This is a genomic window from Sorangium sp. KYC3313 (assembly GCF_052075895.1).
Taxonomy (GTDB): Bacteria; Myxococcota_A; Polyangia; order Polyangiales; family Polyangiaceae; genus Sorangium; species Sorangium cellulosum_B.
In genome coordinates, this window is sequence record NZ_CP197255.1 from 6,238,751 (window position 1) to 6,264,165 (window position 25,415).

Annotated in this window: 21 protein-coding genes; 17 read left to right on the plus strand and 4 right to left on the minus strand. The window is 71.7% G+C overall.

The features are described from left to right. Positions 1 to 14 precede the first annotated feature (14 nt). Positions 15 to 761: a response regulator transcription factor gene (locus ACSRUE_RS24250; RefSeq protein ID WP_441285662.1), complete on the minus strand. Its 747-nt coding sequence runs from the start codon at positions 759 to 761 to the stop codon at positions 15 to 17. A 116-nt stretch (positions 762 to 877) separates the two neighbouring features. On the opposite strand from ACSRUE_RS24250, the gene ACSRUE_RS24255 reads away from it, so the two are divergent. The 11 genes from ACSRUE_RS24255 to ACSRUE_RS24305 all read left to right on the plus strand — a co-directional run bounded on the left by ACSRUE_RS24255 (position 878) and on the right by ACSRUE_RS24305 (position 12,715). Continuing rightward, on the plus strand, positions 878 to 2,419 hold the full coding sequence (locus ACSRUE_RS24255) for a TolC family protein (RefSeq protein ID WP_441285663.1): 1,542 nt from the start codon (positions 878 to 880) through the stop codon (positions 2,417 to 2,419). After that, entirely contained in the window at positions 2,416 to 3,666 is a 1,251-nt protein-coding gene (locus tag ACSRUE_RS24260; RefSeq protein ID WP_441285664.1) for an efflux RND transporter periplasmic adaptor subunit, read from the plus strand. Before ACSRUE_RS24255 ends, ACSRUE_RS24260 begins: the two co-directional genes overlap by 4 nt. 1 nt (position 3,667) lies before the next feature. After that, positions 3,668 to 4,399: an ABC transporter ATP-binding protein gene (locus ACSRUE_RS24265; protein WP_437766567.1), complete on the plus strand. Its 732-nt coding sequence runs from the start codon at positions 3,668 to 3,670 to the stop codon at positions 4,397 to 4,399. Further along, the gene (locus ACSRUE_RS24270; RefSeq protein WP_441285665.1) at positions 4,393 to 5,595 is read left to right on the plus strand and encodes an ABC transporter permease; all 1,203 of its coding nucleotides are present in this window, start codon (positions 4,393 to 4,395) and stop codon (positions 5,593 to 5,595) included. The genes ACSRUE_RS24265 and ACSRUE_RS24270 overlap by 7 nt, the downstream gene beginning before the upstream one ends. A gap of 327 nt (positions 5,596 to 5,922) precedes the next feature. After that, positions 5,923 to 6,411: a hypothetical protein gene (locus ACSRUE_RS24275; protein ID WP_437766569.1), complete on the plus strand. Its 489-nt coding sequence runs from the start codon at positions 5,923 to 5,925 to the stop codon at positions 6,409 to 6,411. A 100-nt stretch (positions 6,412 to 6,511) separates the two neighbouring features. Beyond that, complete coding sequence (locus ACSRUE_RS24280) at positions 6,512 to 7,237, plus strand: zf-TFIIB domain-containing protein (RefSeq protein ID WP_441285666.1); 726 nt, start codon at positions 6,512 to 6,514, stop codon at positions 7,235 to 7,237. Positions 7,238 to 7,324: 87 nt separating this feature from the next. Then, entirely contained in the window at positions 7,325 to 8,479 is a 1,155-nt protein-coding gene (locus tag ACSRUE_RS24285; RefSeq protein ID WP_437766571.1) for a PAS domain-containing protein, read from the plus strand. Between the two features lie 108 nt (positions 8,480 to 8,587). Beyond that, complete coding sequence (locus tag ACSRUE_RS24290) at positions 8,588 to 9,295, plus strand: SDR family NAD(P)-dependent oxidoreductase (RefSeq protein ID WP_437292714.1); 708 nt, start codon at positions 8,588 to 8,590, stop codon at positions 9,293 to 9,295. Between the two features lie 142 nt (positions 9,296 to 9,437). Next, positions 9,438 to 10,085, plus strand: a complete 648-nt coding sequence (locus ACSRUE_RS24295; protein WP_441285667.1) for a hypothetical protein — start codon at positions 9,438 to 9,440, stop codon at positions 10,083 to 10,085. A gap of 359 nt (positions 10,086 to 10,444) precedes the next feature. Further along, on the plus strand, positions 10,445 to 11,749 hold the full coding sequence (locus ACSRUE_RS24300) for a pectate lyase family protein (protein ID WP_441285668.1): 1,305 nt from the start codon (positions 10,445 to 10,447) through the stop codon (positions 11,747 to 11,749). 477 nt (positions 11,750 to 12,226) lie between these two features. Then, positions 12,227 to 12,715: an FHA domain-containing protein gene (locus ACSRUE_RS24305; protein WP_437766575.1), complete on the plus strand. Its 489-nt coding sequence runs from the start codon at positions 12,227 to 12,229 to the stop codon at positions 12,713 to 12,715. 78 nt (positions 12,716 to 12,793) lie between these two features. Here ACSRUE_RS24305 and ACSRUE_RS24310 read toward each other — a convergent pair whose 3' ends face one another. After that, positions 12,794 to 13,834, minus strand: a complete 1,041-nt coding sequence (locus ACSRUE_RS24310; RefSeq protein WP_441285669.1) for a hypothetical protein — start codon at positions 13,832 to 13,834, stop codon at positions 12,794 to 12,796. 449 nt (positions 13,835 to 14,283) lie between these two features. Between ACSRUE_RS24310 and ACSRUE_RS24315 the strand changes: the two genes are divergently transcribed. Further along, positions 14,284 to 14,961, plus strand: coding sequence for a hypothetical protein (locus tag ACSRUE_RS24315; RefSeq protein ID WP_441285670.1), 678 nt, complete (start codon positions 14,284 to 14,286; stop codon positions 14,959 to 14,961). 5 nt (positions 14,962 to 14,966) lie between these two features. Further along, positions 14,967 to 16,427, plus strand: a complete 1,461-nt coding sequence (locus tag ACSRUE_RS24320; RefSeq protein ID WP_441285671.1) for a hypothetical protein — start codon at positions 14,967 to 14,969, stop codon at positions 16,425 to 16,427. On the opposite strand, the gene ACSRUE_RS24325 is transcribed toward ACSRUE_RS24320, so the two are convergent. Continuing rightward, positions 16,388 to 17,986 carry a ferritin-like domain-containing protein gene (locus tag ACSRUE_RS24325; protein ID WP_441285672.1) on the minus strand — a complete coding sequence of 533 codons (1,599 nt, stop codon included), beginning with the start codon at positions 17,984 to 17,986 and terminating at the stop codon, positions 16,388 to 16,390. The two genes, ACSRUE_RS24320 and ACSRUE_RS24325, sit on opposite strands and share 40 nt — an antisense overlap. A 101-nt stretch (positions 17,987 to 18,087) precedes the next feature. Here ACSRUE_RS24325 and ACSRUE_RS24330 point away from each other — a divergent pair, with 101 nt between their 5' ends. From ACSRUE_RS24330 to ACSRUE_RS24340, 3 genes are all read left to right on the plus strand, one after another. Next, positions 18,088 to 19,386, plus strand: a complete 1,299-nt coding sequence (locus ACSRUE_RS24330; protein WP_441285673.1) for a flavin-dependent oxidoreductase — start codon at positions 18,088 to 18,090, stop codon at positions 19,384 to 19,386. Between the two features lie 796 nt (positions 19,387 to 20,182). Further along, positions 20,183 to 21,361 carry a cytochrome P450 gene (locus tag ACSRUE_RS24335; RefSeq protein WP_441285674.1) on the plus strand — a complete coding sequence of 393 codons (1,179 nt, stop codon included), beginning with the start codon at positions 20,183 to 20,185 and terminating at the stop codon, positions 21,359 to 21,361. A 459-nt stretch (positions 21,362 to 21,820) separates the two neighbouring features. After that, positions 21,821 to 22,741: a transposase gene (locus ACSRUE_RS24340; protein WP_441285675.1), complete on the plus strand. Its 921-nt coding sequence runs from the start codon at positions 21,821 to 21,823 to the stop codon at positions 22,739 to 22,741. 303 nt (positions 22,742 to 23,044) lie between these two features. Here the strand turns inward: ACSRUE_RS24340 and ACSRUE_RS24345 are convergent, their stop codons facing one another. Then, entirely contained in the window at positions 23,045 to 24,319 is a 1,275-nt protein-coding gene (locus ACSRUE_RS24345) for a hypothetical protein (protein ID WP_441285676.1), read from the minus strand. Positions 24,320 to 24,486: 167 nt separating this feature from the next. Between ACSRUE_RS24345 and mazG the strand changes: the two genes are divergently transcribed. Continuing rightward, positions 24,487 to 25,341 (plus strand): nucleoside triphosphate pyrophosphohydrolase, encoded by an 855-nt coding sequence (gene mazG / locus ACSRUE_RS24350; protein WP_437766584.1) that lies wholly within the window; start codon positions 24,487 to 24,489, stop codon positions 25,339 to 25,341. Positions 25,342 to 25,415: the final 74 nt, after the last annotated feature.

The following is a 25,415-nucleotide window of genomic DNA, read 5'->3' on the forward strand; positions in this document are numbered from 1 at the left end:
GGGGAGGAAGCGCTTCACGCTCGCTCCCGCGCGAGGATGTAGCCCGCGTTGCGGACCGTCTTGATGCGCTCGCCGCCGCCCGGCCCAGGCCCGAGCTTGCGGCGGAGGTTCGAGACGTGCATGTCGATGCCGCGGTCGTACGCCGCGAGCCGGCGTCCGAGGACGCGCCGCGCGAGATCCTCGCGCGAGACCACCGTCCCCGCCTGCCGCGCCAGGACCTCGAGCAGGTCGAACTCGGCCGTGGTGAGCCGGACCTCCTCGCCGCGGACACGGACGCGCCGCGCGGCGGGGAGCACCTCGAGATCGTCGACCGCCAGCGCGCCCTGCGCCTCCGCGGCGGAAGCACCGGCCGCCGCGCCCGGCCCAGCCGCCGCGCCGGCGTGAGAGGCGCGCCGGTGGAGCGCCCGCACGCGGGCGACCAGCTCGCGCGGGTTGAACGGCTTGGGCAGGTAGTCGTCGGCGCCCATTTCGAGGCCGACGATGCGGTCGACGTCCTCGCCCCGCGCGGTGAGCATCAGGACGGGGACGCGCGAGCTCCGCCGCAGCCGCGTGAGGACCTCGAACCCGTTGAGCCCAGGCAGCATCACGTCGAGCACCACGAGCGTGAACGGCCTCTCCCTCTCCTCCTGCGCGCGCGCGAGGCCGGAGATCGCGTCGCGCGCGCTCTCCACGGCGTAACCCTCCTGACCGAGCAGCTCGGCCAGGAGCTCGCAGAGCTCGGCGTCGTCGTCGATGACCAGGATCTGGGGCGGATCCGCCATGTCGCGACTGTAGCGCGGCTGTCGCACCGCCGTGTAAGGCCTGGTCAAGAGGCGTCTTGACGAATCTTTACACGACCAGGACACCTCTTGAGACACTGCCCGTTAGCTTGCGGCGCATGACGTTCTCTCGCTCCGTTCCCTTGCCGTGGCTGGCGTCTCTCGCCCTCGCCGCCACGTGCTCGCTGAGCGTCGCGGCGCGCGCCGAGACGCTCACCGTCGAGGAGGCGGTCCGCCGCGCCGCCTCCCAGAACCCGTCCCTCCGCGCGGCGCTGCTCGAGGCCACCGCGGCGCGGCAGGCCGTCGCCGCCGAGGAAGGCGCCCGCAAGCCCACGCTCTCGGCCTCGGTGACCGGAGATTACAAGGAGCCGTTCCACAACGGAGCCGACCCCGTCGACGCTGACGGCGACGGAGTCCCCGACACCGATGCAAACGACAAACCACTCACCATTCCCATGCTCAAGCGCTCGAGCACCACGTCCGTCACGTCGGACGTGGCGCTCCGGTACACGACCGACGTCGGGACGAGCCTCGAGGTGGGCGCGTCGGCGCGCTCGGGGACCCCGGGCCCGAACTACGGCGCGCAGGCCTACGTCTCCGCGCGGCAGCCGCTCCTGCGGGGGGCCGGGACCGACGCGGTCCTCGCGCCGTACGCGCAGGCGCAGGCGTCGGCCGTCGCCGCGGAGCAGGAGCGCGAGCTCGCGGCGAGCCAGACCGCGCTCGACGTGCTCGGGGCGTACTGGGAGCTCTGGTACGCGGAGCAGGCGATCCTCGTGCAGGAGCAGGCGCTCGCGGCCGCGGAGCGGCTGCGCGCCGACGCGAAGGCGCGCGCCGAGACCCTCGGCACCGGCACGAAGGTGGACGTCCTGCGTTTCTCGACCTCGGCCGCGTCGATCGCGGACGCGCTGTCGCAGGCGCGGGCGACGCGGGCGGCGCGGGCCATCGCGCTCGGGCGCGCGCTCGGCATGGCCCCGGCGAGCGCGGCGTCGCTCGCCCCGACCGGCGCGCCGCCGTCGCTCGGGGCCCTGCCGTCGGCCGACGCGCTCGTGCGCGCGGCGAGCGAGCGATCCCTGGAGCTCGCGGCCCTGCGCGCCGACCTCGACGCGCAGCGCGCGCGGGTGAGCGCGGCGGAGGACGCGGACCAGATCCGCCTCGACCTGTTCGCGATGGCCTCGATGGACGGGCAGTGGGTGCGCGACGGCCTGCCGGGGCTCTCGCTGCCGGGCGGCCGGCCCGCGTTCGGGGTGCTGGGCGGGATCGAGGTCGAGCTGCCGCTCGGCGGCGGGCGGGCTTCCGCGGACGCGGCCCGCGCGCGCACGCAGCTCGCGGCCGCGGAGGCGCGGTACCAGGCGCGCGCCGAGGCGATCGCGGCCGACGTGAGCTCGCTGCGCGCGAGCCTCGAGGCCGCGGCCGAGCAGGTCGCGCTGGCCACCGAGACGGCGCGCATGGCGGGCGAGCTGGCCGAGGCCGAGCGCCAGCGGCTCTCGCTCGGGACCGCGACGTCGGCGGACGTGGTGCAGGCGGAGCAGACGCGGAGAGAGGCGGAGCTCCGCAGGCTGCGGGCGGCGGTGACGGAGCTGACGTCGCGCCTCCAGCTCGATCACGAGACGGGCGCGCTGCTCGTCCGCTTCGCGTCGGTGCTGCCCAGGAGGTCGTCATGAACAGGAACAAGAAGCGCTACCTGATGTCCGGCGTGGCCGCGGTGCTCGTGGCGAGCTTCGCGATCGGCGGGTACGCCTGGTACAAGCAGCCCGAGAAGACCCCCGCGGGCCCAACCGTCGAGATCCGCCGCGGGAGCCTGACCGAGACCGCGGCCGCGTCCGGGAAGATCGAGCCCGACGTGCAGGTCGAGGTGAAGTCGCGCGCCCCGGGTCAGGTCATCGAGGTGCTCGTGAAGGAGGGCGATACGGTCGAGGCGGGGCAGCTCCTCGTGCGCCTGGACCCGACGGACGCGGAGCGCGACCTCGCCGCGGCGCGCGTGGCGCGCGACCGCGTGAAGGCCGATCTCGCCGCGGCGAACGCGTCGGTCGCGGTCGCCGAGCTCGAGCGCAAGAACAGCCAGGCGAGCCAGGAGGTCGCCGAGAAGGGCGCGGAGATGGGCCTCGGGTCGACCGACGCGGCCCGCACGGCGGCGCACTCGACGAAGGTCGCGGGCGCCAACATCACGCTGCGGCGGGCGCAGCTGAGCTCGACGCAGGCGCAGCTCAAGACGGCCGAGCTGGCGGTGCAGGACGCCGAGACGCGGCTGAAGGAGACGCAGATCTACGCGCCGATCGCCGGGACGGTGCTCGACGTGGCCGTGGAGAAGGGGACGCTCGTGTCGTCGGCGCTCACCAACGTGAGCGGCGGCAGCGCCGTGATGACGCTCGCCGATCTGTCGAACCTGCGCATCGTCGGCGCGATCGACGAGGCGCAGATCGGGCGCGTCGCGCCGGGCCAGCGGGTCGACATCCGCGTCGACGCCTACGGGGACCGGGTGTTCCAGGGCGTTGTCGACCGCGTGAGCCCGCTCGGCAAGGAGGTGTCGAGCGTCGTGACGTTCGACGTCGAGATCGTCGTCAACGACAAGGACGCGTCGCTGCTCCGGTCGGGGATGAGCGCGGACGTGGAGATCGTGACCGCGGAGCAGAAGGACGTGCTGCTCGTGCCGCTCCTGGCCGTGCAGTCGCAGGGAAAGCGGCGGTTCGTGCGGCTCGCGAACGGCGAGGAGCGGCCGATCCAGACCGGCGCGACGGACGGCTCGCAGATGGTCGTCACCGCGGGGCTGAGCGAGGGCGACGACGTGCTCGCGAGCGCGCCCGCCGCGAGCGCGGCGGGGCCGCAGGGGCAGGGGCAGCGGCAGGGCGGCGGCCAGAACCCGATGCGCGGGATGGGCATGGGGATGGGCGCCGGCCGAGGGGGGCGCTGAGATGGACGTCCCGGTCCTCGTGAGCGGGCTCTCGAAGGTGTACCACGCCGATCGCGAGGATCTCGCGGTGCGGGCGGTCGACCGGATCGGCTTCGAGGTGCGCCGGGGCGAGTCGGTCGCGATCATCGGGCCCTCCGGCTGCGGGAAGTCGAGCCTGCTGAACATCCTCGGGTGCCTGGATCGGCCGACGGAGGGCACGTACCGGCTCGGGGGGCGCAACGTGGCGGAGCTCGACGACGACGAGCTCGCGGCGCTCAGGAACCGCCACATCGGGTTCGTGTTCCAGAGCTTCAACCTGCTGCCGCGGATGACGGCGGCGGAGAACGTCGAGCTGCCGCTGCTCTACGGCGCGGTGAAGAACAGCCGCGCGCTCGCGGAGGGCGCGCTCGATCGCGTGGGGCTCGCGGCGCGCGCGCGGCACCTGCCGTCGGAGCTCTCCGGCGGGCAGCGGCAGCGCGTGGCGATCGCGCGGGCGATCGTGACGCGGCCGTCGATCCTGCTGTGCGACGAGCCGACGGGCGCGCTCGACAGCAAGACGGGGCGCGACGTGCTGGAGCTGCTCCTGTCGCTGAACGCGGACGGGACGACGCTGATCATGGTGACCCACGACCTCGGCGTGGCGCGGTCGCTCTCGCGCGCCATCCACATGAGGGACGGGCACATCGTGGCCGACGGGCCCTCGGGCGACGTGGTGTCGGCGTTCCACGCGGGCGAGATGGAGGCGGCATGCTGATCAAGGAGACGGCGAAGAGCGCGTGGCGCTCGCTCGCCTCGAACCGCCTGCGGACGCTGCTGACGATGCTCGGCATGATCATCGGGACGGCGGCGGTCGTGGCGGTGCTCGGGATCGGGGAGGGCGCCCGCAGCAGCGTCGAGGGGCGGATCCGGTCGCTCGGCGCGAACCTGCTGATGGTGCGCCCGGGGTCCGCGTCGGCGAGCGGGGTCCGGTCGGGCACGGTGAAGACGCTGACCGAGGACGACGCCGAGGCGCTCAAGGGGCTCGACGGCGTGGCGGCGGTCGCGCCGGAGCGGAGCGGCAGCGCGCAGCTGCGGTACATGGCGAGCAACCTGAACGCGTCCGTGACGGGGATCACGCCGGCGTACCTCGAGGTCCGCTCGCTGTCGGTGGCGAGCGGCGTCTCGTTCTCCGATCTCGACCAGCAGCAGCGGGCGCGCGTTGTCGTGCTCGGGGCGAACGTGGCGCGTCAGCTCTATCCGGGGGGGTCTCCGCTCGGGACGCGGCTCCAGATCAACGGGAATGCGTTCCGGGTGGTCGGGGTGCTGACGGAGAAGGGGTCGGGCATGGGCTCGCCGGACGACGGGGTGTTCGTGCCGATGTCGACGCACCGGTCGGTGCTGTTCGGGCAGGATCACCTGTCGACGATCTCGCTCCAGCTGGCGAGCGAGGATCGGTCCGACATGGTGATCGCGCAGCTCGATCAGCTGCTGCGCCTGCGCCACCGGCTGCGCGCGGATCAGCCGAGCGATTTCGAGGTGCGGTCGCAGGCCGAGATGCTGGCGACGATGGGGCAGATCACGGGCACCTTCACGATGCTGCTCGGCAGCGTGGCGGCGGTGTCGCTCATCGTGGGGGGCATCGGCATCATGAACATCATGCTGGTCTCGGTGCGGGAGCGGACGCGCGAGATCGGCGTGCGGATGGCGGTGGGGGCGCGGCGCGGGGACATCCTGCGGCAGTTCCTTGTCGAGGCGGTCGTTGTGTCGCTCGCGGGCGGCGTGGCCGGGGTGGGCCTGGGGTACGGGGCGGCGGTGCTGCTGTCGCGGTTCGGGGAGTGGGCCACCATCGTGCCGACGTACGCGGTCGGGCTGGCGCTCGGGGTGTCGGTCCTCATCGGGATCACGTTCGGCGTAGGGCCGGCGAGGCGCGCGTCGAGGCTCGATCCGGTGGAGGCGCTGCGGTTCGAGTGAGCGGTAATGGGGGAGGCACCGGTTGAAGGTGCGTGTCTCGGGCGTGCGGGACGATCAACCAACATGACCAGGACACATGACCGCCGGTCGTCGTCCCGAGAACCGAGCTCGCTGGCCTGAAGGAGGCCCGTTCCCGCCGCCCGCGCCCATCGCGAGGGAATGCAGACATCGCTGGTTCTGGGCCGCTCATCGCTCCACGCACACCCGAACCCACGCCGCTGCGCGGCGGTCCGTTCCGGCCGATCACGCGGTGTTTGCCGGCGCAGCGCTGAGCTCGCCATTGCTTTTCAGTGCCGGCGCGCCGCCGGCTCGCTATCCTGTGGTGGGATGGATGTCCTGCTGCAGAACGACCACCTGACGGTCACCCTCGATCAGGAGATGTCGATCGTCCGCAGCACCCGCTCCGAGGTCCCCTATCCGTCTCCCGACGATTTCATCCGGGTCCACTCCGAGGCGCTCAAGGTCTACGAGTCGCTGGATCGCTGGTGCCTCGGCCACCTGCTCGACCTCCGCCGGGCTCCGATGAACAACGATCCGGCGTTCGAGGCGGCGACGATGCGGACGCGCAGCATGCTCGTCAGCGAGTTCGCGTGCGTCGCCATCGTCGTGCGGACGGCGGTCGGCGCCCTCCAGGTGAACCGGCTCCTGCGTGAGGAGAACAACGACCATGTCGTCGTGCTTCAGGACGACGACGCCGCCGTGGGAGTCCTCCTCGAGGAGCTCGGGAAACAGGTGCGCCGGTCCAGCGCGCCGCCGCACAGCCGCCCCCGGAGCTCCCATTCCCATCCCTTCATGCGCCCCGCCAGGCAGCGCTGAGCCCGAGACGCCCGGCGCTTTGAAGGTGGCGCCGGCGCCCGGAGCGAGGACGGCTGTCGCGGCGCTTCTCGTGAGCGCGCTGGGCGTCTAGACTCGCCGGGTGCACGCCGATCGCAGCACGTGCCCGCGGTGCGGCCTCCTGATCAACGCGGAGGGGCGCTGTTCCTCCGGGTGCCAGGGGCCGCTCGCCACCGTGCGCTGCGGCGGCTGCTACCAGCTGAACCTCCCCGACATGGAGCGCTGCGACGGGTGCGGGCACGAGCTCGGCCTGGAGCCCATCCCCGAGCCCGACGCGCTCCTCTGCGCAGAGTGCGGGGTGCCTTTCTCGGCGTTCCGCGCCGCGGCCGGCCTCCTGCGCGACTGCGGCCGGTGCGGCGGCCAGCTCGTCGACCACGCGCTCTTGCTGGACCTCCTGGAGCGCCGGGAGAGCTACGGGGCGAGCGCGCCGAGGCCGCCGCGGCGGCCGGAGCACGTCGACGTCCGCGTGCGCTACGTCCGGTGCCCGGCGTGCGGCCAGCGGATGAACCGCAAGAACTTCGCCGGCAAGAGCGGCATCATCGTCGACATCTGCAGGGAACACGGCACCTGGTTCGACCGGGGCGAGCTCCCGCAGCTCCTCGCCTTCGCCGCGTCGGGCGGCACCGCGAGGGCGCGGCAGCAGCAGATCGAGGAAGAGGCGCGGTCGCGCCGGGAGGCCGAGATCGCCAGGGAGGCGGCGCGTCGGGCGAGCGCCGTCGTGGCCGCCTCGTCCTGGGAATCCCGCTGGAACAATCGGCGGGCCGCCGTGCAGGAGCTGCTCGAGCTCTTATGGCAGATCACCCGCTGAGCGTCCGCGCGCGCCGGCCGCGCCGGTGAAGAGACGTTAAGGGGCGTGCAGGACGGACGGGGGCGTCGTATGACGTGCCGCCACGACATGACGTCCCTCGACCAGCGCCTGTCGGCGCTCGATCTGTCCGTCCTGCCGACCTGGGTTTACGACCATGGCCGGCACCGGTTCCCCTGGGTCAACGCGAAGGCCCTCCAGTTCTGGCACGCGACGGATCGCGCCGAGCTGCTCTCCCGCGACCTCTCGGACCTGTCGCCGGCCGTCCGCGCGCGGCTCGACGGCTACCTCCGCGTCCTCGCGGAAGGGGGCACGGTGCTGGAGGACTGGACGCTCTACCCGCGCGGGGCGCCCGCGACCGTGACGCTCCACGGGCAGCCGATCGACCTCGATGACGGGCGGCTCGCGATCCTGTTCCAGGCGCTCCCTCAGGCGGCCAGCGTCGGCGCCTCGATGGTGCGCGGCGTGGAAGCGGTCCGCCACTCGTCGGTGCTGGTCAGCCTCGTCGACCGGGAGGGGAAAGTGCTCTTCCACAACCCCGCGGCCCTGCGCGCCCTCGGCGACGCGCCGACGATCGACGCGGCGTTCCCGGACGAGGGCGTGAGCGCGGCGGTCCGCGGCGCGATCGACGCCGAGGCGGCGTGGGCAGGGGAAGTGCGGGTCGTCACGACCGACGGCGAGCGGTGGCACCAGGTGGAGGCGCGCCCCACGACCGATCCCGTGACCGGCGCGCGCGCGGTGCTCGTGCAGCAGCTCGACGTCACGGCGCAGCGGCGCGCCGAGGGGCAGGTCGAGGAGCAGGGCCGGCTCATCGACCAGCTGAACCGCTCGCTCGCCCTCGTGGAGGAGCAACGGCGGCAGATCCTGAACCTCTCCGCGCCGATCCTCGACGTCGGCCGGGGCACGCTCGCGGTGCCGCTCATCGGGCGCCTCGACGCGGAGCGCGGCGGCGAGCTCGGAGAGCGGCTCCTCCCCGCGATCGTGGCGCAGCGGGCGTCCCACGTCGTCCTCGACGTCACCGGCGCGGAGGCGCTCGATCCGGACGGCGCCGCGGCCCTGGAGCGGCTGGCGCACGCGATCCAGCTGCTCGGCTCCAGGCCGATCCTCACCGGCGTCCGCCCGGAGGTCGCGCGCGCGCTCGTCGACGTCGACCTCGGCGAGGAGCTGCTCGTCCTGCGCAGCCTCGGCCGCGGCCTGGAGGTCAGCCGGAGGCGCGCGCGTGGAGGCGCGCGGCGCCGGGCGTAGGCGCCGGCGCGCGCGGCGCCGCCCGGAGCGGCGTCCCGGCGGCGCCTGCGCCCGCCGCGGCGCTTTTCGAGCTGCCAGGCCGGACGGCCTCTGCCATAAGAGGCCGCCATGACGCTTGAAATTCGTGGAAAGTGGGCGCTGGTCACCGGCGCGAGCCGGGGTATCGGCAAGCGGATCGCGCGCGGCCTCGCGGACCTCGGCTGCAACGTCGTCCTGCACAGCCGCGACGCGGCGCACACGCGCGAGCTCGAAGGGGAGCTCGCCGGCAAGGGGATCCGGGTGAGCGCCGTCTCGGGCGAGCTGTCGGATCAGGCGGCGGTCGACCGCATGCTGGACGACGCCATCGCGGCGTCGGGCGGGATCGACCTCCTGTTCAACAACGCCGCCATCATGACGCCGTTCCGCGCCTCGCACCTGCAGACGCCGGCGGACGATTACCGGCTCAGCTTCGAGGTGAACGTCATCAGCCCGATACGGATCACGTACCGGCTGCTGCCGACGATGCTGGAGCGGCGCTTCGGGCGAATCGTGCAGGTGACCTCCGGGATCCAGGATCAGCCGGAGCTGATGGCCTACGCGGCGTCGAAGGCCGCGCTCGACAAGTTCGTGCGCGACATGGCGCCTTCGCTCCGTGGCACGGGTGTGCTGATGAACCTCCTCGACCCGGGGTGGCTGCGGACCGATCTCGGCGGGCCGAAGGCGCCGAACGACGTCGAGTCGGTGCTGCCTGGGGCGCTCGTGCCGGCGCTGGTCGACGGCGAGGTCCACGGGGTGCTCTTCCGCGCGCAGGACTACGCGCGTCCCGCCGCGCGCTGACACGCGCGTCCCGCCGCGCGCTGACACGCGCGGGGCGTGCTTCTGACGCGCGCCCCGCGTGAGTCGCGTGAGTCGCGCGAATCGCGCCGGCTCGACAAGTTGTGCCGCGCCGCCGGTGCGCGCCTTGCTAGCGTCGTGGGAGATGAACGAGAGCTCGGGACCTGGGGCGGACACGAGACCTCGCGCGGGCTGCGGCGCGGGGGAGGCTCCCACGGCGCGCGCGACGGCGGCCGTCGCGCGTGCAGCGCGATGGGGGCGCTGGGGGGCGCTCTTGCCAGTGCTGGTCTGCGCGTGCTCGCTGGAGGGGTTGTCCGCCGCGTGGGACGCCTCGTCGGCGCCCGCGGGAGGGGGGAGCAACTCGTTCAGGATCAGGATCGAGGCCGAGGACTGCGAGCTCTCCGGCCGCTTCGAGCGCGTGGACGACCCGCTCGCGAGCGGCGGGACGTACGTGGCGGTCCCCGAGGAGGCGAATTGCGAGAGCGACCGGGTCGACTGCTCGTTCGAGATCGGCGAGGCCGGCACGTACCAGATCAGGGCCAGGGTCGCCACGGGCCCCGACGAGAGCACGGACAACTCGTTCCTGGTCCGCGTGGACCATGAGCCGGAGCTCGGAACCAGGTACGACTTCAACGGGACCGAGTTCCACGAGGATTACGTTCACGACTCGAAGGACGCGACAGGGCTGCTGCTCAAGTTCGCGCTCGATCCCGGGATGCACATCGTCTCGTTCGGGTGCCGCGAGGACGCGGCGAGGCTCGACTGGGTCGAGCTCGTTCGAATCGGCCCCTGATCCCCGGGAGGAGCCGCCGAGCCGAGCACGGGACCACGTCGCGGCGCTCGACCTCGCGGGCATCGTACCGCGCCAGGGCTGATGACGCGGTGTTGCACGTGTCCACCGCGTCAACCGGTGGTTGACAGCCTCGGTCGCGGCGCCGTCCGGGGGGCCTCCAGAGGAGAGGTGCGGCGCTGCAGAGATTCCTGCGGGAAATGCGGTGGAACCGTGCGATCCAGACAGGGCTGGTTCGTCCTGAACTGATGGCATGTGCGTTGCTATGGAGCTCCAGCGAACGGCTTGTGTGCTGTCCGGCGTCTCTGCCCGCGTCGCGCGAGCTGCTTGGCCTTGGCTCATCACGGAGAGGTGACTTGCTCATGAAGTGCGAATCTCGAGTCGCTTGGGCTGCGCTGATCGCGCTCGGCATCCTCGGTGTTTCGGTGGTCGGGTGCGGCTCGGAGACGTCAGAGCCCGAAGACGACGCGGAGCAGCCGACGAGCAGCGGGAGCGCAGGCTCCACGGCGAGCGTCGGCGCCGCCGGGACCGGCGCGGGCAGCGGCGCTGGCAGCTCCAGCGGCGGGACCGGGGGCTCCGGCGGCGGCGAGGGCGGCTCCGGCAGCGGCGAGGGCGGCTCCGGCAGCGGCGAGGGCGGCTCCGGCAGCGGCGAGGGCGGCTCCGGCAGCGGGGAGGGCGGCTCGGACGAAGGCACCGGCGGCTCGAGCAGCGGTGCGGGCGGCTCTGGCAGCGGCGCCGGCGGCGGCGACCCCGGCGCGGTCGACTTCAGGCTCTACGGCTACGCCACGACCGGCGATGGCACCACCGGCGGCAAGGGCGGACAGGTCGTCTCCGTGAGCTCGCTCGACGCCCTGAGGAGGGAGGCCGCGAGGGACGGCGCCTTGATCATCCAGATCACCGGCAAGATCAGCGGTAGCGGCGACGACGTCGACGTCGGCTCCGACAAGACCCTCGTGGGGGTCGGGTCGAGCGGAGAGCTGGAGGGGATCGGGCTCAATCTGAGGAGGTCCTCCAACATCATCGTCCGCAACCTGAAGATCCACCACGTGCTGGCCAGCAGCGGCAACGGCGACGGCATCCACATGGACGAGAGCCACAACGTTTGGATCGACCACTGCGAGCTCTGGGCCGAGTCTCCCGCCGTGAACTCCGACAAGGACAAGTACGATGGCCTCATCGACGCGACCCACGAGTCCTCGAACATCACGATCTCGTGGAGCTACCTGCACGACCACTGGAAGGGCATGCTGGTCGGCTCGTCGGACAAGGACGACAGCGACCGCCGCATCACCTTCCATCACAACCGCTTCCGCAACGTGAACTCCCGCGTCCCGAGCTACCGCGGCGGCAACGGGCACGTCTTCAACAACTACTTCGAGGACGTCCCCACGTCGGGCGTGAACTCGCGGGTCGGCGCCTGCCTGAGGGTGGAGGGCAATCACTTCTACAAGGTGAAGAACCCCATCACCACCCTGGACAGCCCGGCCGGCGGTACGCACCGGATCGACAACATGTTCGAGGAGACCACCGGGACGCGCGAGTCGGGTGAGGACTGCTCCTGGACCGCGCCGTACGAGTACCCGCTCGACCGCGCGGCCGCCGTCAAGGCGCTCGTCCTGGAGCACGCAGGCGTCGGCAAGACGGACCCGCTGGCGAACCTGCCCTGAGCGCCGCCGCCGGCGCGCTCCTCGTCCCGGCGGCTCCAGGCGGGAGCGCGCCCGAGCGCGCGTCCGCCGGCTGAGCCATTCCCGGCCCGCCGGGGTACACGGTCAGCATGAACCCCGAGCCGCCCCTCGGCGCGTGGGTGCGTCGGTCGCGCATGCTCGGCGCATCGACGCGCTCCTGCGGGCTCTAGCGCGACGCAGGCAAAAGGAGCGTCGCACGGCGGAGCTGCCCGCGCGGGAGCCGGGTGTGGCGAGCGCCGACGATGTAGTCCGTCCAGCGCCGGAGGTCGTCTCGACGGTGTCTCGTGGCGTCCGGTGATCCCGTCGTCTCCTGATGTATAAGGGCCTATCGGGCTCCGCCGAACTGGGCGATGCGTCGCTCGGGGAGCTCGGCTCTCTCGAACGGCCCGGAACCTGGGGGAAGATCTCGTCATGTTGACCTTCGCGGCGCTTTGTGCTCAGAGCCGGGCGATTTCACGGATGGCGTTCGATCGGAAGTACCCGCACGCCTGGTTGCTCCGGGAGCTCGGCCCGGATGATCAACCTCCTCCGTCGTTCAAGACCCTCGTCGCCGGGACCGCGCCCGGCATGAGCGGCCAGCCGACCTCGTCCCGTTACCGGATCTCGTCGGGGATGATCGTCACGTCGCACGGCTGCGAGCTGCTGCCGGTGGCGAAGCGCCCCGAGAGCCCCTGGCAGGATCGCATCCTCATCGGGCGGGCGCTGAACAGTGACATCGTGCTCCGCGACGCGTCCGTCTCCAAGGTCCACGCCCACATCTCGGTGCTGGTCGCGGACACCCCGATGCTCCACGCGAGAAAGAGCACCAACGGGACCTTCCTGAACGACCGGCTCCTGGCGCCGTCCGGGGACGGCGTGCCTCTCCGCAGCGGCGACATGCTCCAGCTCGGCAACGTCCTCTGCGAGTTCATCGTGAACGCCGATCTCTACCGGCTCGTCGCTCGCTGAGGGCGGGGCTCCCCCGCTGCTGCGCTCGCCCGTCCGGTCGCCCGCGCCCTGACAGCTTCGCCGGCGCCGCCGCTGGGATCAGCTCCGCTCCGGGTGGGGAGCGCGGAAGAGCACCTCCACCGGGCCCGCGTGCGTCTCCACGACGTAGCTCGCGTCCACCGGGGCGCCGCCGCGGAACGCCTTCGTGACCTCCTTGCGCCGCTTCATCAGCTCGACCAGGCCGAGCGCGAGCGCCTCGGAGGCCGTGAGCTCCTTCGGCGTCGGCTTGCGGCCGATGAGGTCCTCGTCGACCATCGCGAGCGTGGGGTAGGCGTCCGGGTCGGCCAGCTCCCAGCGCTGCTCGGCGACCTCGGCGCGCAGCGCGGGGTGCAGGTCGCTCGCGCGATCGAAGCTCAGCGAGAAGAAGCTCGCCGGCAGCGACGCGGGCGGCGCGTCCGGGAGCTTGGCGGTCTCGGCCAGGTAGAGCTCGAACCCGCGCGCGCTCTCGAACAGGAGGACGCCGTGGCTCTGGCCAGCCTGGCCGACGACGCACAGCGCGAGGTCGCGCGCGCCGAGCGACGGGATCGACAGCGCCATGATGTCGGCGTCGCTGGGTACCGCCTTCCAGGGCGTCACGCGGTAGAGCGCGGCCGCCGCGCGGAAGAACGAGGCCATCGCCGGCGCCTCGATGCCGCCCCCGAGGAAGCTCGGCGTCAGGCGGCCGTCCCGCGCGCCGAGGTGCGCCTCCAGGTCCTCGGCCACGACGTCGATCTCCGGCGTGGGCGCGACGCGGACCTCGACCTCCGGGCCGAGCCGCGCCCGCAGCGCCTCCGCGAGCGCCGGCGAGGCGACGCGCACGCGCCCGGGCAGGCGCGGCTTGCCCTCCAGGGGACCTTTGGCGGCGGCCTCGAAGCTGTCGACCGCGCCCGTCACGACGTCGCCGGGGCGCAGCGCGGCGCAGCTCAGGACGAAGCCGCGCTCGGTCATCCAGACGACCGCCTCGGGGCGGTACGCGTCGTCGCCCTCGTGCACGAACGCGCGCAGGGAGAAGAAGCCGCCGATCCACTCCTCGTCCCTGCGAGGCAGCGAGCGCGCGCTCTTCTTGGACCGCTTCTTCTTGGGGGCTGGCACGGAGGACATCAGGGCACCTGTTCGCGAGGGCGCTCCAGCCGGTACGCTCGACGACCTGGGAGCGAGGGGCGAGACCGGAACCGAGAGGAACCGAGAGAAACGAGAGGAACCGCGGGGAGCCGCGGGGAGCCGCGGGGAACCACGGAGAACCGAGAGCGGAACGCTAGCGCAAAGGTCGCGTGCGTCGAAGCGCGAACACGGCGCAAGGAGCGCAAGGAGCGCAAGGAGCGCAAGGAGCGCGGCGTGGCGGCTGGCGCGGGGGTCTTTGGTCTGGCGCTCGTCGCGGTGCCCTGTTATCGGTCATCGTGGTCCAGCGCGGGGACCTGAAGCAGGTGTCGCTCGCCGGCCTTCCAGGGGACTCGATGCCTGAAGCGATCAGCAGAGGCTCCCGGCGCTCCGCAAAGGGTGTGGGGCGCGCGGGGCGAAGGGGGTTCGGTCGGCCCGCGGTCGGGCTCCTCGTGACGCTGGCCGCCTGGGCGCAGGCGGGCGTGGCCCGGGCCGAGCCCACCGCCGATCAGGTGAAGGCGCTCCCGGTGGCGCTCGACGGCGTGGCCGCGAAAGGGGCCGGCGCACCCCGCCCTGTCGAACCGGGGAAGCACAAGGTCATCGCGGCTGCGCCCGCGAGGTACGCCCTCGCGCGCGACGTCGAGGTGACGCGGCCGGGAGGGGTCGTCGAGGTCCCCCTGACGGCGCTCGCGCCCAGCGCGGCAGCGCAGGATCCCGCGCCTTCCACCGGCGACATCGAGCCGCGCAGGCCGACGCCTTACGGCGTCAGGCCGGATCCGATCCACCGGAACCTGATGTGGGTGACGGGCGGGCTCACGCTGGCGGGCATCGCGCTCGGAAGCACCTTCGGTGGCCTGGCGATCTCCACGTGGGACAAGGTCGACGACGCGGCGAAGACGGCGTGCGCGAATCCGAGGCGTTACCGGGACTGCGCGCAGCCGGTGCCCGATCTGGCCAGCAAGGCGATGTCCTATGCGACCGTGTCCGATTTCTCCTTCATCGCGTCGAGCGTGGCGCTCGCCGGCACGGCCGTCCTCTGGCTGACGCTGCCCTCGGACGGGCCGCGCGCGACCGCCCGCGTCCAGCTCGCTCCGGGCGTCGTCGGTGGCGCCGTCGTCGGGGTGTTCTGATGACGATGAGGCTCGAAAGGCGCGCTCGGCTGTGGCTGGCGAGCTCTCTCCTCGCGGCGAGCAGCGCGGGCTGCGCGGAGATCGTCGGCATTCAGCTCATCGACGAGCAGGGCGTCGGGGGCGGCTCGTTCAGCGAGCCCGGCTATACGTGCCAGTGGGTGATGTCTTTCGGCGACGCCGAGACCACGCTCGGCGGGATCGCGGCCGACGAGGACGGGACCCTGTGGGTGGCGGGCGGCTTCAAGGGGGACCTCACCGTTGCCGGCGGCGCCCCGCTCACGGCGGGAGGCGCCGGCAAGGACGTCTTCGTGGCGCACCTCGCGCGGGACGGGAACCACGTGTGGAGCGAGCGCTTCGGGAACGCGGAGAACGACACCGCGACGCACGTCCATCAGGCGACCGCGATCGCGCTGGACGGCGGCAGCGTCTATGTGGCGGGCGACTTCACGGGCAGCCTGTCGTTCGGCGCGGACTGCGGGCCGCCCGAGGGCGCCGGCGACGCGTTCGTGGCGCGGCTCGACAAGAGCGATCCCGACGGGGTCGCGGCGTGCGTGACGCACGGGTCGAGCGGCCTTGACGAGGCGAAGGCGGTCGCGGCGGAGGGCGACCGCGTCTTCGTCCTGACGTCGCTCCAGGGCGGGCTGGACATCGGGTTCTCCAGCTACGATGGACAGACCCTCCTGGACCCGTGCAGCGGCGTCTTTGCGGGCCGTGAGGGCGCGCGTTTCTGGCCTCGCGATCTCCGTGTGGCCTCCGGCGACGCCTTCGTGATCGCCGATTTCGAGGGCCGGGTGAACGTGGGCTTCCCCGGCTTCGAGAGCGCGCTGCCGCCCGGCGGCGCGGCCTCGGACGGGATCGACGCTCTCCTGGCGTCATTTCCGGCGTCGTGGATCTGCGATGGATGGAGCGCCGACGGGGCGGACGTCTGGTATCGACACCACTCCGCTCTCCCCGGCGATCAGCGCATGAGCGCCGTGGCGATGCACGAGGCGGGCGTCGTCCTGACCGGCTCGGTCGAGGGGCAGATCGATCTCGCCGGGGAGATCGTCTCCGCCGGAGAGGACGGCTTCGTCGCGCGCCTCGACCGGAGCGGCGCCGCCACGTGGGCCAAGCAGCTCGGGGGCAGCGGGGCTCAATCGGCGGAGGTCGTCGGCGTTGACGAGCTCGGAAACATCGTCGTGGCCGGGCATTTCGATCAGCAGATGAAGATCGATGACGTCGAGATCGGCGGGGAGGCCGGCGAGGGGGACGCCTTCCTCGCGCGGCTCCGGGCCACGGACGGCGAGGTCGAGTGGCTGGGCGCGCTCGGCGGCCCTGCGCTCCAGCGGATCCTCGCGCTCGCCGTCTCCGGAACGGACGTGTTCCTCGCAGGCACGTCCGGCGCCGACTTCGCGCTCCTGAACTGCCCTGTCGAGGCCGAGGGCGGTCAGCTGTTCGTCGCCAAGCTGTCGGTCTCCTCGCGCTGACGGCCGTCCGCCGGGCGCGGGCGGCTGCGCTCGATGCTGCCGCCGCCGCGCGAGAGCAGCGCCCGCGCGCAGGGCGCGATGACCTGAGCGAGCGCGCGCTCCCGGATCGTGCGCCGGTGCTGCGGGGAGAGCACGCCGAAGCCGAGCAGCGGGCCGCCATGGCTGGCCTCGCTCGGGGCGGGGAGCTCCAAGGAGGCCGCGGCGAGCTCGTCGACGACGGCGCTCGCGAGGGACGGTTCGCGGTCGAGGGCCCAGGCCGCGAACTGGAAGGCGAGCTCGGCGTGCCGCGTCTCGTCCTCGGCGATCTTCTCGAGCGCGCGCCGTACCGCGGGATCGGTCGCGTGGAGGGCGGCCTCTGCCGCCTCGATCGCGGCGATGGTCTCGCCGATGCACCCCTCGCGGAGGGTCGTCACGAGGATCTCGCGGGCGCCTTCGCCACCGAGGGCGCCGTCGATGGCGAGCGGCCCTGGGCCGACGCCGCGGCCGGCGAACGCGCTGGCCAGCTCGAAGCACGTGCGCGCGTGGTCGGCCTCGTCGCCCATGGCCGCCTGCGCGGCACCGACGAGCTCCGGCGGCGCGCCGAGCGACAGGAGCTGCAGCGCGAAGCGCGCGAACGCGGCGATCGACGCGTGCTCGAGGAGGGCGGCGCGGGTCCAGTGCTCGGCGAGGGCCGCCCGTTGCTCGATTGACAGCTCGTCCAGGCGAGGCGGCGCGTCCGGAGCGGCGGTCCGCCAGTCGCCGCGCGCGGCGGGCTGCGCGGTGCGCACGACGCCTTCCACGAGGAACGGCCGGCCGATCGCGCAGATCTGCTCCGTGCAGGCGCGCCGCAGGGCCTCGAGCGAGCATTGCTCGTCCCCTGAGCAGTCCTGATCGCTGGCGCACTCGTCGGCGGGCGTCTGGCATGCGAAGGCGGTCCCGCCGCATCCGGGGTGCAGGACGTAGCTGGAGCAGAGCAGCCTTCCACAGTCCTGGTCGCTGGTGCACCGCGAGCTCACGCACCGCCCGACCGGATCGCCGCACAGGCAGATCTGCCCCTCGCCGCAGTCGGCGTCGGTCGTGCACCCGTACTGACAGAAGCACCCTGGAGCCACCTCGCCTCCGGTCATGACGTCGCAGTAGCCGTGTGGCTGCTCGGTGCAGTCGGCGTCGGAGGTGCAGTTCCCCGTCGCGCCGCTCGGGTCCGCGCAGGCCTTGGCGCGCGGGAGTGGGCTGGGACAGGTGACGACCTCCGCGCGGTGGATCCAGCCGTCGGCGCAGCGCACGTACCCGGTGTTCTGGTCCGCGACGACGATGGGCTCCGGATCGTCGCAAGCGAACGGAAACCCTTCCGGTGGCAGGCCGCCGGTGCTGCTGGAGGTGCCTTCGCCTGTGCTGCTGGAGGCGCCTTCGCCTGTGCTGCTGGAGGCGCCTTCGCCTGTGCTGCTGGAGGCGCCTTCGCCTGTGCCGCCGCCCGAGCCTTCATCGGCCATGACGTGTCCACCGCAGCTCAGCGCAGGCGCGATCGCCAGCACCGAGAGCAGCCTCGCACCCCAAGAGTCCATCGAGACGAGCAATCGCATGATATGTCCCTCGTTCCAGGATCTTACCCGGGTTCGGCGCCGCGGTCGCGGGCGCCACGAGCGTCGTTGCCGCGTCCAGCGCGTCGTGCGAGCGTCGCGTGATGCGGGTGTTGATCGCGGGCGGGGGGATCGGCGGGCTGACGGCGGCCCTGAGCCTGCACGCGTCCGGCATCGATGCGTGTGTCGTTGAGGCCGCGCGAGAGATCAGGCCGCTCGGCGTCGGCATCAACCTCCTCCCTCACGCCGTGCGAGAGCTGACGGAGCTTGGCCTCGCCGATGCGCTGGTGGCGACAGGGATCCCGACCGCCGAGCTCGTGCACCACGATCGGTTCGGGGGTCGGATCTGGGGCCATCCGCGGGGGATCTCCGCCGGGTATCGCTGGCCGCAGGTGTCGATCCACCGTGGTGAGCTCCAGTTGACGTTGCTCGCGGCGGTGAAGCGGCGCCTGGGGGCCTCCAGCGTGCGCGTCGGGCTGGCGGTGGAGGGGTTCGAGCAGACGACGTCCGAGGTGCAGGTCACGGTGCGGGATCGGCGGACCGGTGAGCGCGACGTGGTCCCTGCGGACGTGCTTGTCGGGGCCGACGGCATCCACTCCGTGGTTCGCGCGCAGCTCCACCCGGCGGAGGGGCCGCCCAGGTGGAGCGGCATTCACATGTGGCGCGGCGTGACCGAGGGCGAGCCGTTCCTGGGGGGACGCAGCATGATCATGGCCGGCAGCAACCAGGCCGCCAAGTTCGTCGCTTATCCCGTCTCCCGCCGCGCGGAGCTCCGCGGCCGGGCCGCGATCAACTGGGTGGCGGAGGTGCGGCTGCACGAGGGGGCGGCGGTCGCGCCGGAGAGCTGGAACCGGCAAGGACGCCTGGAGGACGTGCTGCCCCACTTCGCGGCGTGGCGCTTCTCCTGGCTCGACATTCCGGCGCTCATCGCCGCGGCGCCCGTCATCTTCGAGTATCCCATGATCGATCGCGATCCGCTGCCGTGGTGGGGCGCTGGCCGGGTCACCCTGCTCGGCGACGCTGCTCATCCTATGTACCCTGTCGGTTCCAACGGGGCCTCCCAGGCGATCCTCGATGCTCGCGTGCTGGCCTGGCACCTCGCCCAGACGAGCGCCCCCGAAGAGGCGCTCGCCGCCTATGAAGCTGCGCGCCGTCCGCCGACGAGCTCCCTCGTCCTCGCGAACCGAGCGATGGGCGCCGACCGGGTCCTCTCGATGGTGGAGCAGCGAGCGCCTGCGGGATTCGCCCGGATCGAGGACGTGCTGAGCAGCGACGAGCTCGAGGAGATGGGTCGCAGCTACACGGAGATGATGGGAACCGACGTTGAGGAGCTCAACGCCCGGCCGTCGTGGGGCGTCGGCGGGGGAGGGGAGGCGCCCGGAGAGCGGAACGGCTCCAGCTGATCGGCGCGGTTCCGGCGAGCCGGTGGCCGAAGGCCGCCACGCTCCGCTCGCAGCGCTGCAAGCTACGATTCCATCGCCGCAAGGTGAACGTTTGTCGCTGTAGGAAAAGCACATCAAATCAGGCAGGGACGTCCTTGGCTCACCTCCTGCAAGAGAGGCGAGCAGAGCGCCCGTGACGGTTTCCCCCCACCGTCGAATGGGCGCTCTGTTTTTTTGTGCTTCTGCCATAGGCGCCGGCGCGGGGGCACGATGAGTGTCTGGCTCGGCGCATGGGGCCAGGTGACCGTCCATGGCGGACGCGTTCTCGCCTGCTGGCCGCTTCGGGCGCTTTCTCAAGGCAGGCGGTGGAATCTATCCGCCCTGTCGGTGACCGGCCCGACGACGGCCGGGCTTCGCTGCCATGATTGGGGCACGGCGCATCCGTCCGCGGTATCCGCTGCTGGCTGACCTCAACCCCGGTCGCCGCCGGTCGCCGCCTTCAACCCGGGTCGAGCAGAACTGGTCGAGCAGAACTTCCGAATTGAGCCGCTTTTCGTCGCCAGGGATTGGACGAACCACCATGGACGGATCTCGGCTCGGCCGCGGCGCGTCACCGACCTCTCGAGCGACAGCGACAGCGACACAACCACGGTGCGGGCGTGACCCAAGGCCAGGCGGGGGGCACCTACAGGGCCCGCACGCGAAGACAACGTAGGAGAAGCGTCCGCAATAACCGCTCGTCCACACCCACGTCCCAGTCGAAGTCATAGCAAAGCGGCTTGATTCGCGTTTCAAGATGGAATACTAAGATTTATGTATGCTGCCTCGTAAGAATCTATATTCTTTCACCTCGAAAGACCCTTCGGCGTTCGGGATCCATCTCGCCGCTGCGGCGAGGGAGCACTCCGTCTATTTCGACGAGGGACTCGGCGTGCCGGTCGTACTCCGCGGAGCCGATGTGACCGCGGTGCTGCGCGACAGCGAGACCTTCAGCACGCGGACCTACGACACCGGGATCATGAAAGGGGCGCTCGTGACGCTTGGCGGTGAGGCGCACACGCGCATGCGGCGGCTCTTCAACGCGGTCCTCTCCCCACGTGTGATCTCCCGCTACGAGGAGGCGACCGTGACCCCGGTGGCGCGCAGGGTCGTGGAACGGCTCGTGCGGAAAGAGCGGGCGGAGCTTTTCGATGATTTTGCGATCTCGATGCCCATGGGCGTGACGAGCGCCCTCTTCGGGCTCCCGGAGGAGCGGATCGCCGAGAATGACGCGCTGATTCGCAAGATGATCCGCAGCGTCGTGATGCCGCAGGATCCCGTCGTCGTGGCCGAAGGGCGGAGCGCCCACGCCGCGATGGAAGCGCAGCTCCGGGAGATCGCCGAGCGCGAGGTGGCGCACCCGAGCGATACGCTGCTCGGCGAGATCGCTCGGGCGATCGTCGCGGAGGGGCTGGGCGGTGTGGAGGCGTGTGAGGGGGTCGTGCTCACGTTGATCCTCGGCAGCTACGAGACGACCAGCTGGATGCTGGCCAACCTGCTCGTGGCGCTGCTCGCCCACCCGGACGCGATGAACCAGCTGCGTCAGCAACCTTCGCTCCTGCCGCAGGCCATCGAGGAGTCGACCCGCTGGTGCAGCAGCGCGGCGGGCATCGTGCGGTTCGTCGAGCGTGAGGCGACGATCGGCGGCGAGACGCTGGCTGCGGGGACGATCCTCTACCTGTCGCTGATCGCTCGCCATTACGACGAGGAGATCTACCCGCGACCGGAGACCTTCGACATCCATCGACGACCCGTGGGGATGCTGAACTTCGGCGGCGGTCTGCACTACTGTGTCGGGGCGCCGCTTGCGCGGATGGAGGCGAGGGTCGGCGTGTCGCTCCTGCTCGAGCGCTTTCCGGCGCTGCGGGCCGATCCGACCGTGCAACCGACGTTCTCAACGGCGCCGCGCGGCGCGGCCGCGTTCGGACCTGACCAGATTCCGGTGCTGCTCGGGTAATTTTCGCGACCCGACCCTGGTCGGCCGGCCGGCCCCGTCCCCCCCGTCCCGGCCCCGGCCCCGTCCCGACCCAGGTTGACGCCGACCCTAACCCAACCCACCCACCCGGCCAACCCTGGCCGACCCAGGTTGCGGTGCGGCGGCCCGACCCAGGTTGACGCCGACCCGGGACCCCGCCCCCGCTCCCGCCGCCGGCCGACCCAGGTTGGGTCCCGCGCAGGTTGGGTCCCGCCCCGCCGCCCCGCCCCGCCCTGCCCCCGCCCCGCCGGCCGACCCAGGTTGCGACCCGACCACCCGGCGCGGCGACCCGACCCGTTGTGGACTCTACCCGGGTAGGGCGATCCGAGTGGCATGGCGGCCGCCACCCCTGGCGTAGGAGCCGCCACCTGCGGGGCGCGGCAATTTCTTGAAATGATTGACCGCGATCTCTGGCACAGCGTTTGTTGATGTGGACGGGCCATGAGCCACCCCCGCGAGATCGCGCCCGGCGCTACCTATATGATCACCCGGCGCGTCTTGCGTCGGCACCTGCTGTTTCGCCCCGACGCAGCCATCTCCCAGCTCTTGGTCTACGCCCTCGTGGTCTCGGCCCGGCGCTTCGGGATCGAGGTTCACGCGTTCTGCGCGATGTCAACGCATCTGCACCTAGTCGTGACGGACGTGAATGGAGTCCTGCCGCGCTTCTTGCAGTTTTTTCATCGTATTGTGGCGCTCGGGACCAAGGTGCTTCGCGCGTGGGAAGGACCGGTATGGGACCACGAAGCCACGAGCGTCGTGCGACTCCTGACGCGGGCTGCCGTGGTGGAAAAAGTAGCCTACGTACTCGCAAACCCCGTAGCCGCTGGCCTCGTCCGGCATGCGTGTGAGTGGCCGGGGGCAAAAGTCGATGTGAGCGAGCTCGGCTGCGGCGTGCTGCGAGCGGCGCGTCCCGTGGCGTATCTTGACCCGGAAAATCCACAGTGGCCCGAGGAAGTGTCATTACCTCTCGCGTTGCCGCCGGCGGTAGCGCAGGACGGCGTCGATGACTTTCGCCACGAGGTTGCCGCCGAGCTCAACGTACGGGAGGCGCAGGCCCATTCTGCCCTGCAGCAGCAGGGGCGTCGTTTTCTTGGTGCTGAGCGAGTCTCCAAGATCTCCCCGTACGAGCGCGTAACGAGCTCTGAGGCGCTGGGTGAACGCAATCCGACCTTTGCAGTCGGCCGCGATCAGGGGGACGTACGACGAATCGCTGGCACCGCTGTGCGGGCGTTTCGCGCGTCGTACCGCGCGGCGCTCGAACGGTGGCGCGCCGGGGTACGCAGTGTGGTATTTCCGGCGGGGACCTGGTGGATGTGCACGTTCCACGGCGCCAGCGCGAGGGACTTCGGGCTCACCGTGTAGATATCGGGTGGCGAGCTTCACAGCGGCGCGGAATAGGAGCGGGCGGCTCCGACGGATCGTTGCCGTCTCATCGGAACACCCGTTTGGAGGAGCTGACGCGGGCAGGCGAAGTGTTCATAGGGCGCTGCGCGCACGCCTGCGAGTGCGGTGTCGATCGCGGATGGGTCGGCCCCGGGTGACGCTGACTGCGTTCCTCAGCGGACGCCGATAGTTCATCAGATCGTTGGATCTGGTGCGGTTCGCCGTGCAGAACGCATGCCTGGCATCCGTCGAGCCGGGTCGTCGTGGACAATATCGTTGCGGTCAACCCGGGTCGCGCATCCGACTTGTTCCGACTGTGAGCCCCGAGAAGGCCGCCGCGAAGCGGCGTCGGAAATCCGTGTCCACGATCAGCTTGTCGCGCAGCGTTCGGGACATTTCAACATGGTAGAACGGTGCGCTCATCTGACGCGACCAGCGTGCTTGCACGTTCGTGGCACCCCCCAACCTATTGATCTCGGTGGGGTAGGCGAGGACCTTTCCATCGTTGACGATCGCCCGTAGAGGGGCGAGCAGCCGGTCCAGCGCGGCGCCGTGCCCCACCGCGCTGGCGATAATGGCGGCATTCGGAGCCGAACGGTCTTGAAAGCCGTGCAGCTGCACGGTGGGCGTGCCGGGGAAGCTCTGGAGCAGCGCCCGGTGCACGGACAGGAAGAACGAACGCTCGGCGTGGGCTGCGTCTGCGAAGGCGAGCGACGCAATCAGCCGCTCTCGGGATGCACGGTCACCTCCACGAGCGCTGCCGCCGATGCCCTGGGCGCCGTCCTGCGTGGTGTGGCCGTCGACGGCTTCATCACCGCCGTCCTCACCACCAGCGCCTTCCGTGCTCTCGTCACTATCCGCGGTGTGACCCGGGTTGCGCCCGCCCCCGACAGCGACACCCGGGTTGGGGCGGGGGCGCCCCGCACCCAGGTTGGGTCGCCCGCCCCCCGCACCCAGGTTGGGGCGCCCGCCTTCTGCGCCGTCATCGTCCACGCTGGCGTTGCGTGGGTTGGGACCCCCGCCGTACCGGTGCGACGTATTCACGATCAGCGCGCGCGCCCGCTGCGCCTCGAAGATGGCCAGCGCGACGGGCAGCGTTCCCCGATCGAAGAACGTGTGCGGCGCCTCGACGATCAGCGGCACGGCCGCTCCTACGCGCAGCACGACCGCGGCTGCCCCGCGGCGACGTGTGCCGTCCTCGGACAACACCCACAGGTCGCGCCCGCGGACCGCCCGCAGCGCGAACCCCGGTGGCGCGGCCGGCGGCGGCTGCCGGTTCTGCGCGGCGAGCCCTGCCGCCGCGATCCATGCGGCGTACGTCACCTCCTCCGCGTCGTCCGGCGGCTCCGCGATGAGGTGGCGCCCGCCCTTGCGCAGCGGGGTGATCTCCTCGTCCAGCACCTCCTGCTCGCCGCTGTTGACCAGGACCGCCGTCACGGGCTCCTCCGCCGCTGCTCCCGGGTTCGGCGCCGCGCCCGGCGCGCTCCCGATGCTCCGACACCCCCCCTGCGAGCAGCCGGCGATCGCGAACAGCACCACACAGCCTGCGCTCTTCATGGTCGTCCTCGTCGTCGGAGCCTCGATGCCCTCCGTACTTTTCTCATGCTACGGCCTCGGAAGCCAGGATGACGCTCTGCGATAGCGCGCCCCGCATCGTCTCCTCGTCCTCTTCCTCTGCTTCCTCTGCCTTCCGGAGCGGGGGCGGTTTGCGCTAGTAGCACTGCATGCCTCGTTCCTTCGAGCCCGTGAAGGCACCGCCGCTCCCCGAGCAGGCCGGTCGTACGTTTCCGCGCATGGTCGAGCTGATGCAGCGGCTCCTCGCACCCGACGGATGTCCTTGGGATCGCGAGCAGAGCTTCGCGACGCTCAGGCGCTACGTGCTCGAGGAGGCGTGCGAGGTCATCGACGCCATCGACGGCGGCGACCGCAAGGAGCTGTGCGCCGAGCTCGGCGATCTCTTGCTCCAGGTCGTCTTCCAGGCCGAGCTCGCCCGGGCCGAGGGAGCGTTCGGGCCGGACGACGTGATCGCCGCGATCTGCGAGAAGCTCGTGCGGCGCCACCCCCACGTGTTCGCGAACGAGAGCGCCGAGAACGCCGACGAGGTGCTTCAGAACTGGGAGCGCATCAAGGCGGACGAGCGGGCGAGGCAGGGCAAGGACCGCGGCGTGCTCGGCGGCGTTCCCCGCAGCCTGCCGGCGCTGACCCGGGCGCAGCGGGTAGGCGAGAAGGTCGCGCGCGTGGGTTTCGATTGGCCGGACGCGCGGGGCTCGCGCGCGAAGGTGGACGAGGAGCTCGGGGAGCTCGATCGGGCCCTCGACGGCGGCGATTCCGCCGCGATCGAGGAGGAGCTCGGGGACGTCCTCTTCGCGCTCGGGAACCTGGCGCGCCACGCCGGCGTCGACGCAGAGGGGGCCCTGCGTCGGACGATCGACAAGTTCACCCGGCGCTTCGATCACGTCGAACGGCGGGTCATTGAGCGGCACGGCGGCTGGCCTGTGAAGGCGTCCCACGACACGCTCACCTTGGAGGAGCTCGACGGCTACTGGGACGAGGCCAAGCGCGCGGAGCGGCAGACCTGACCGCGGCGCGCGGACGGTCTTGGCGAGATGCGCGCCTGGGAGATGCCGGCAGCATCCGGCGTCACGCATGGGAC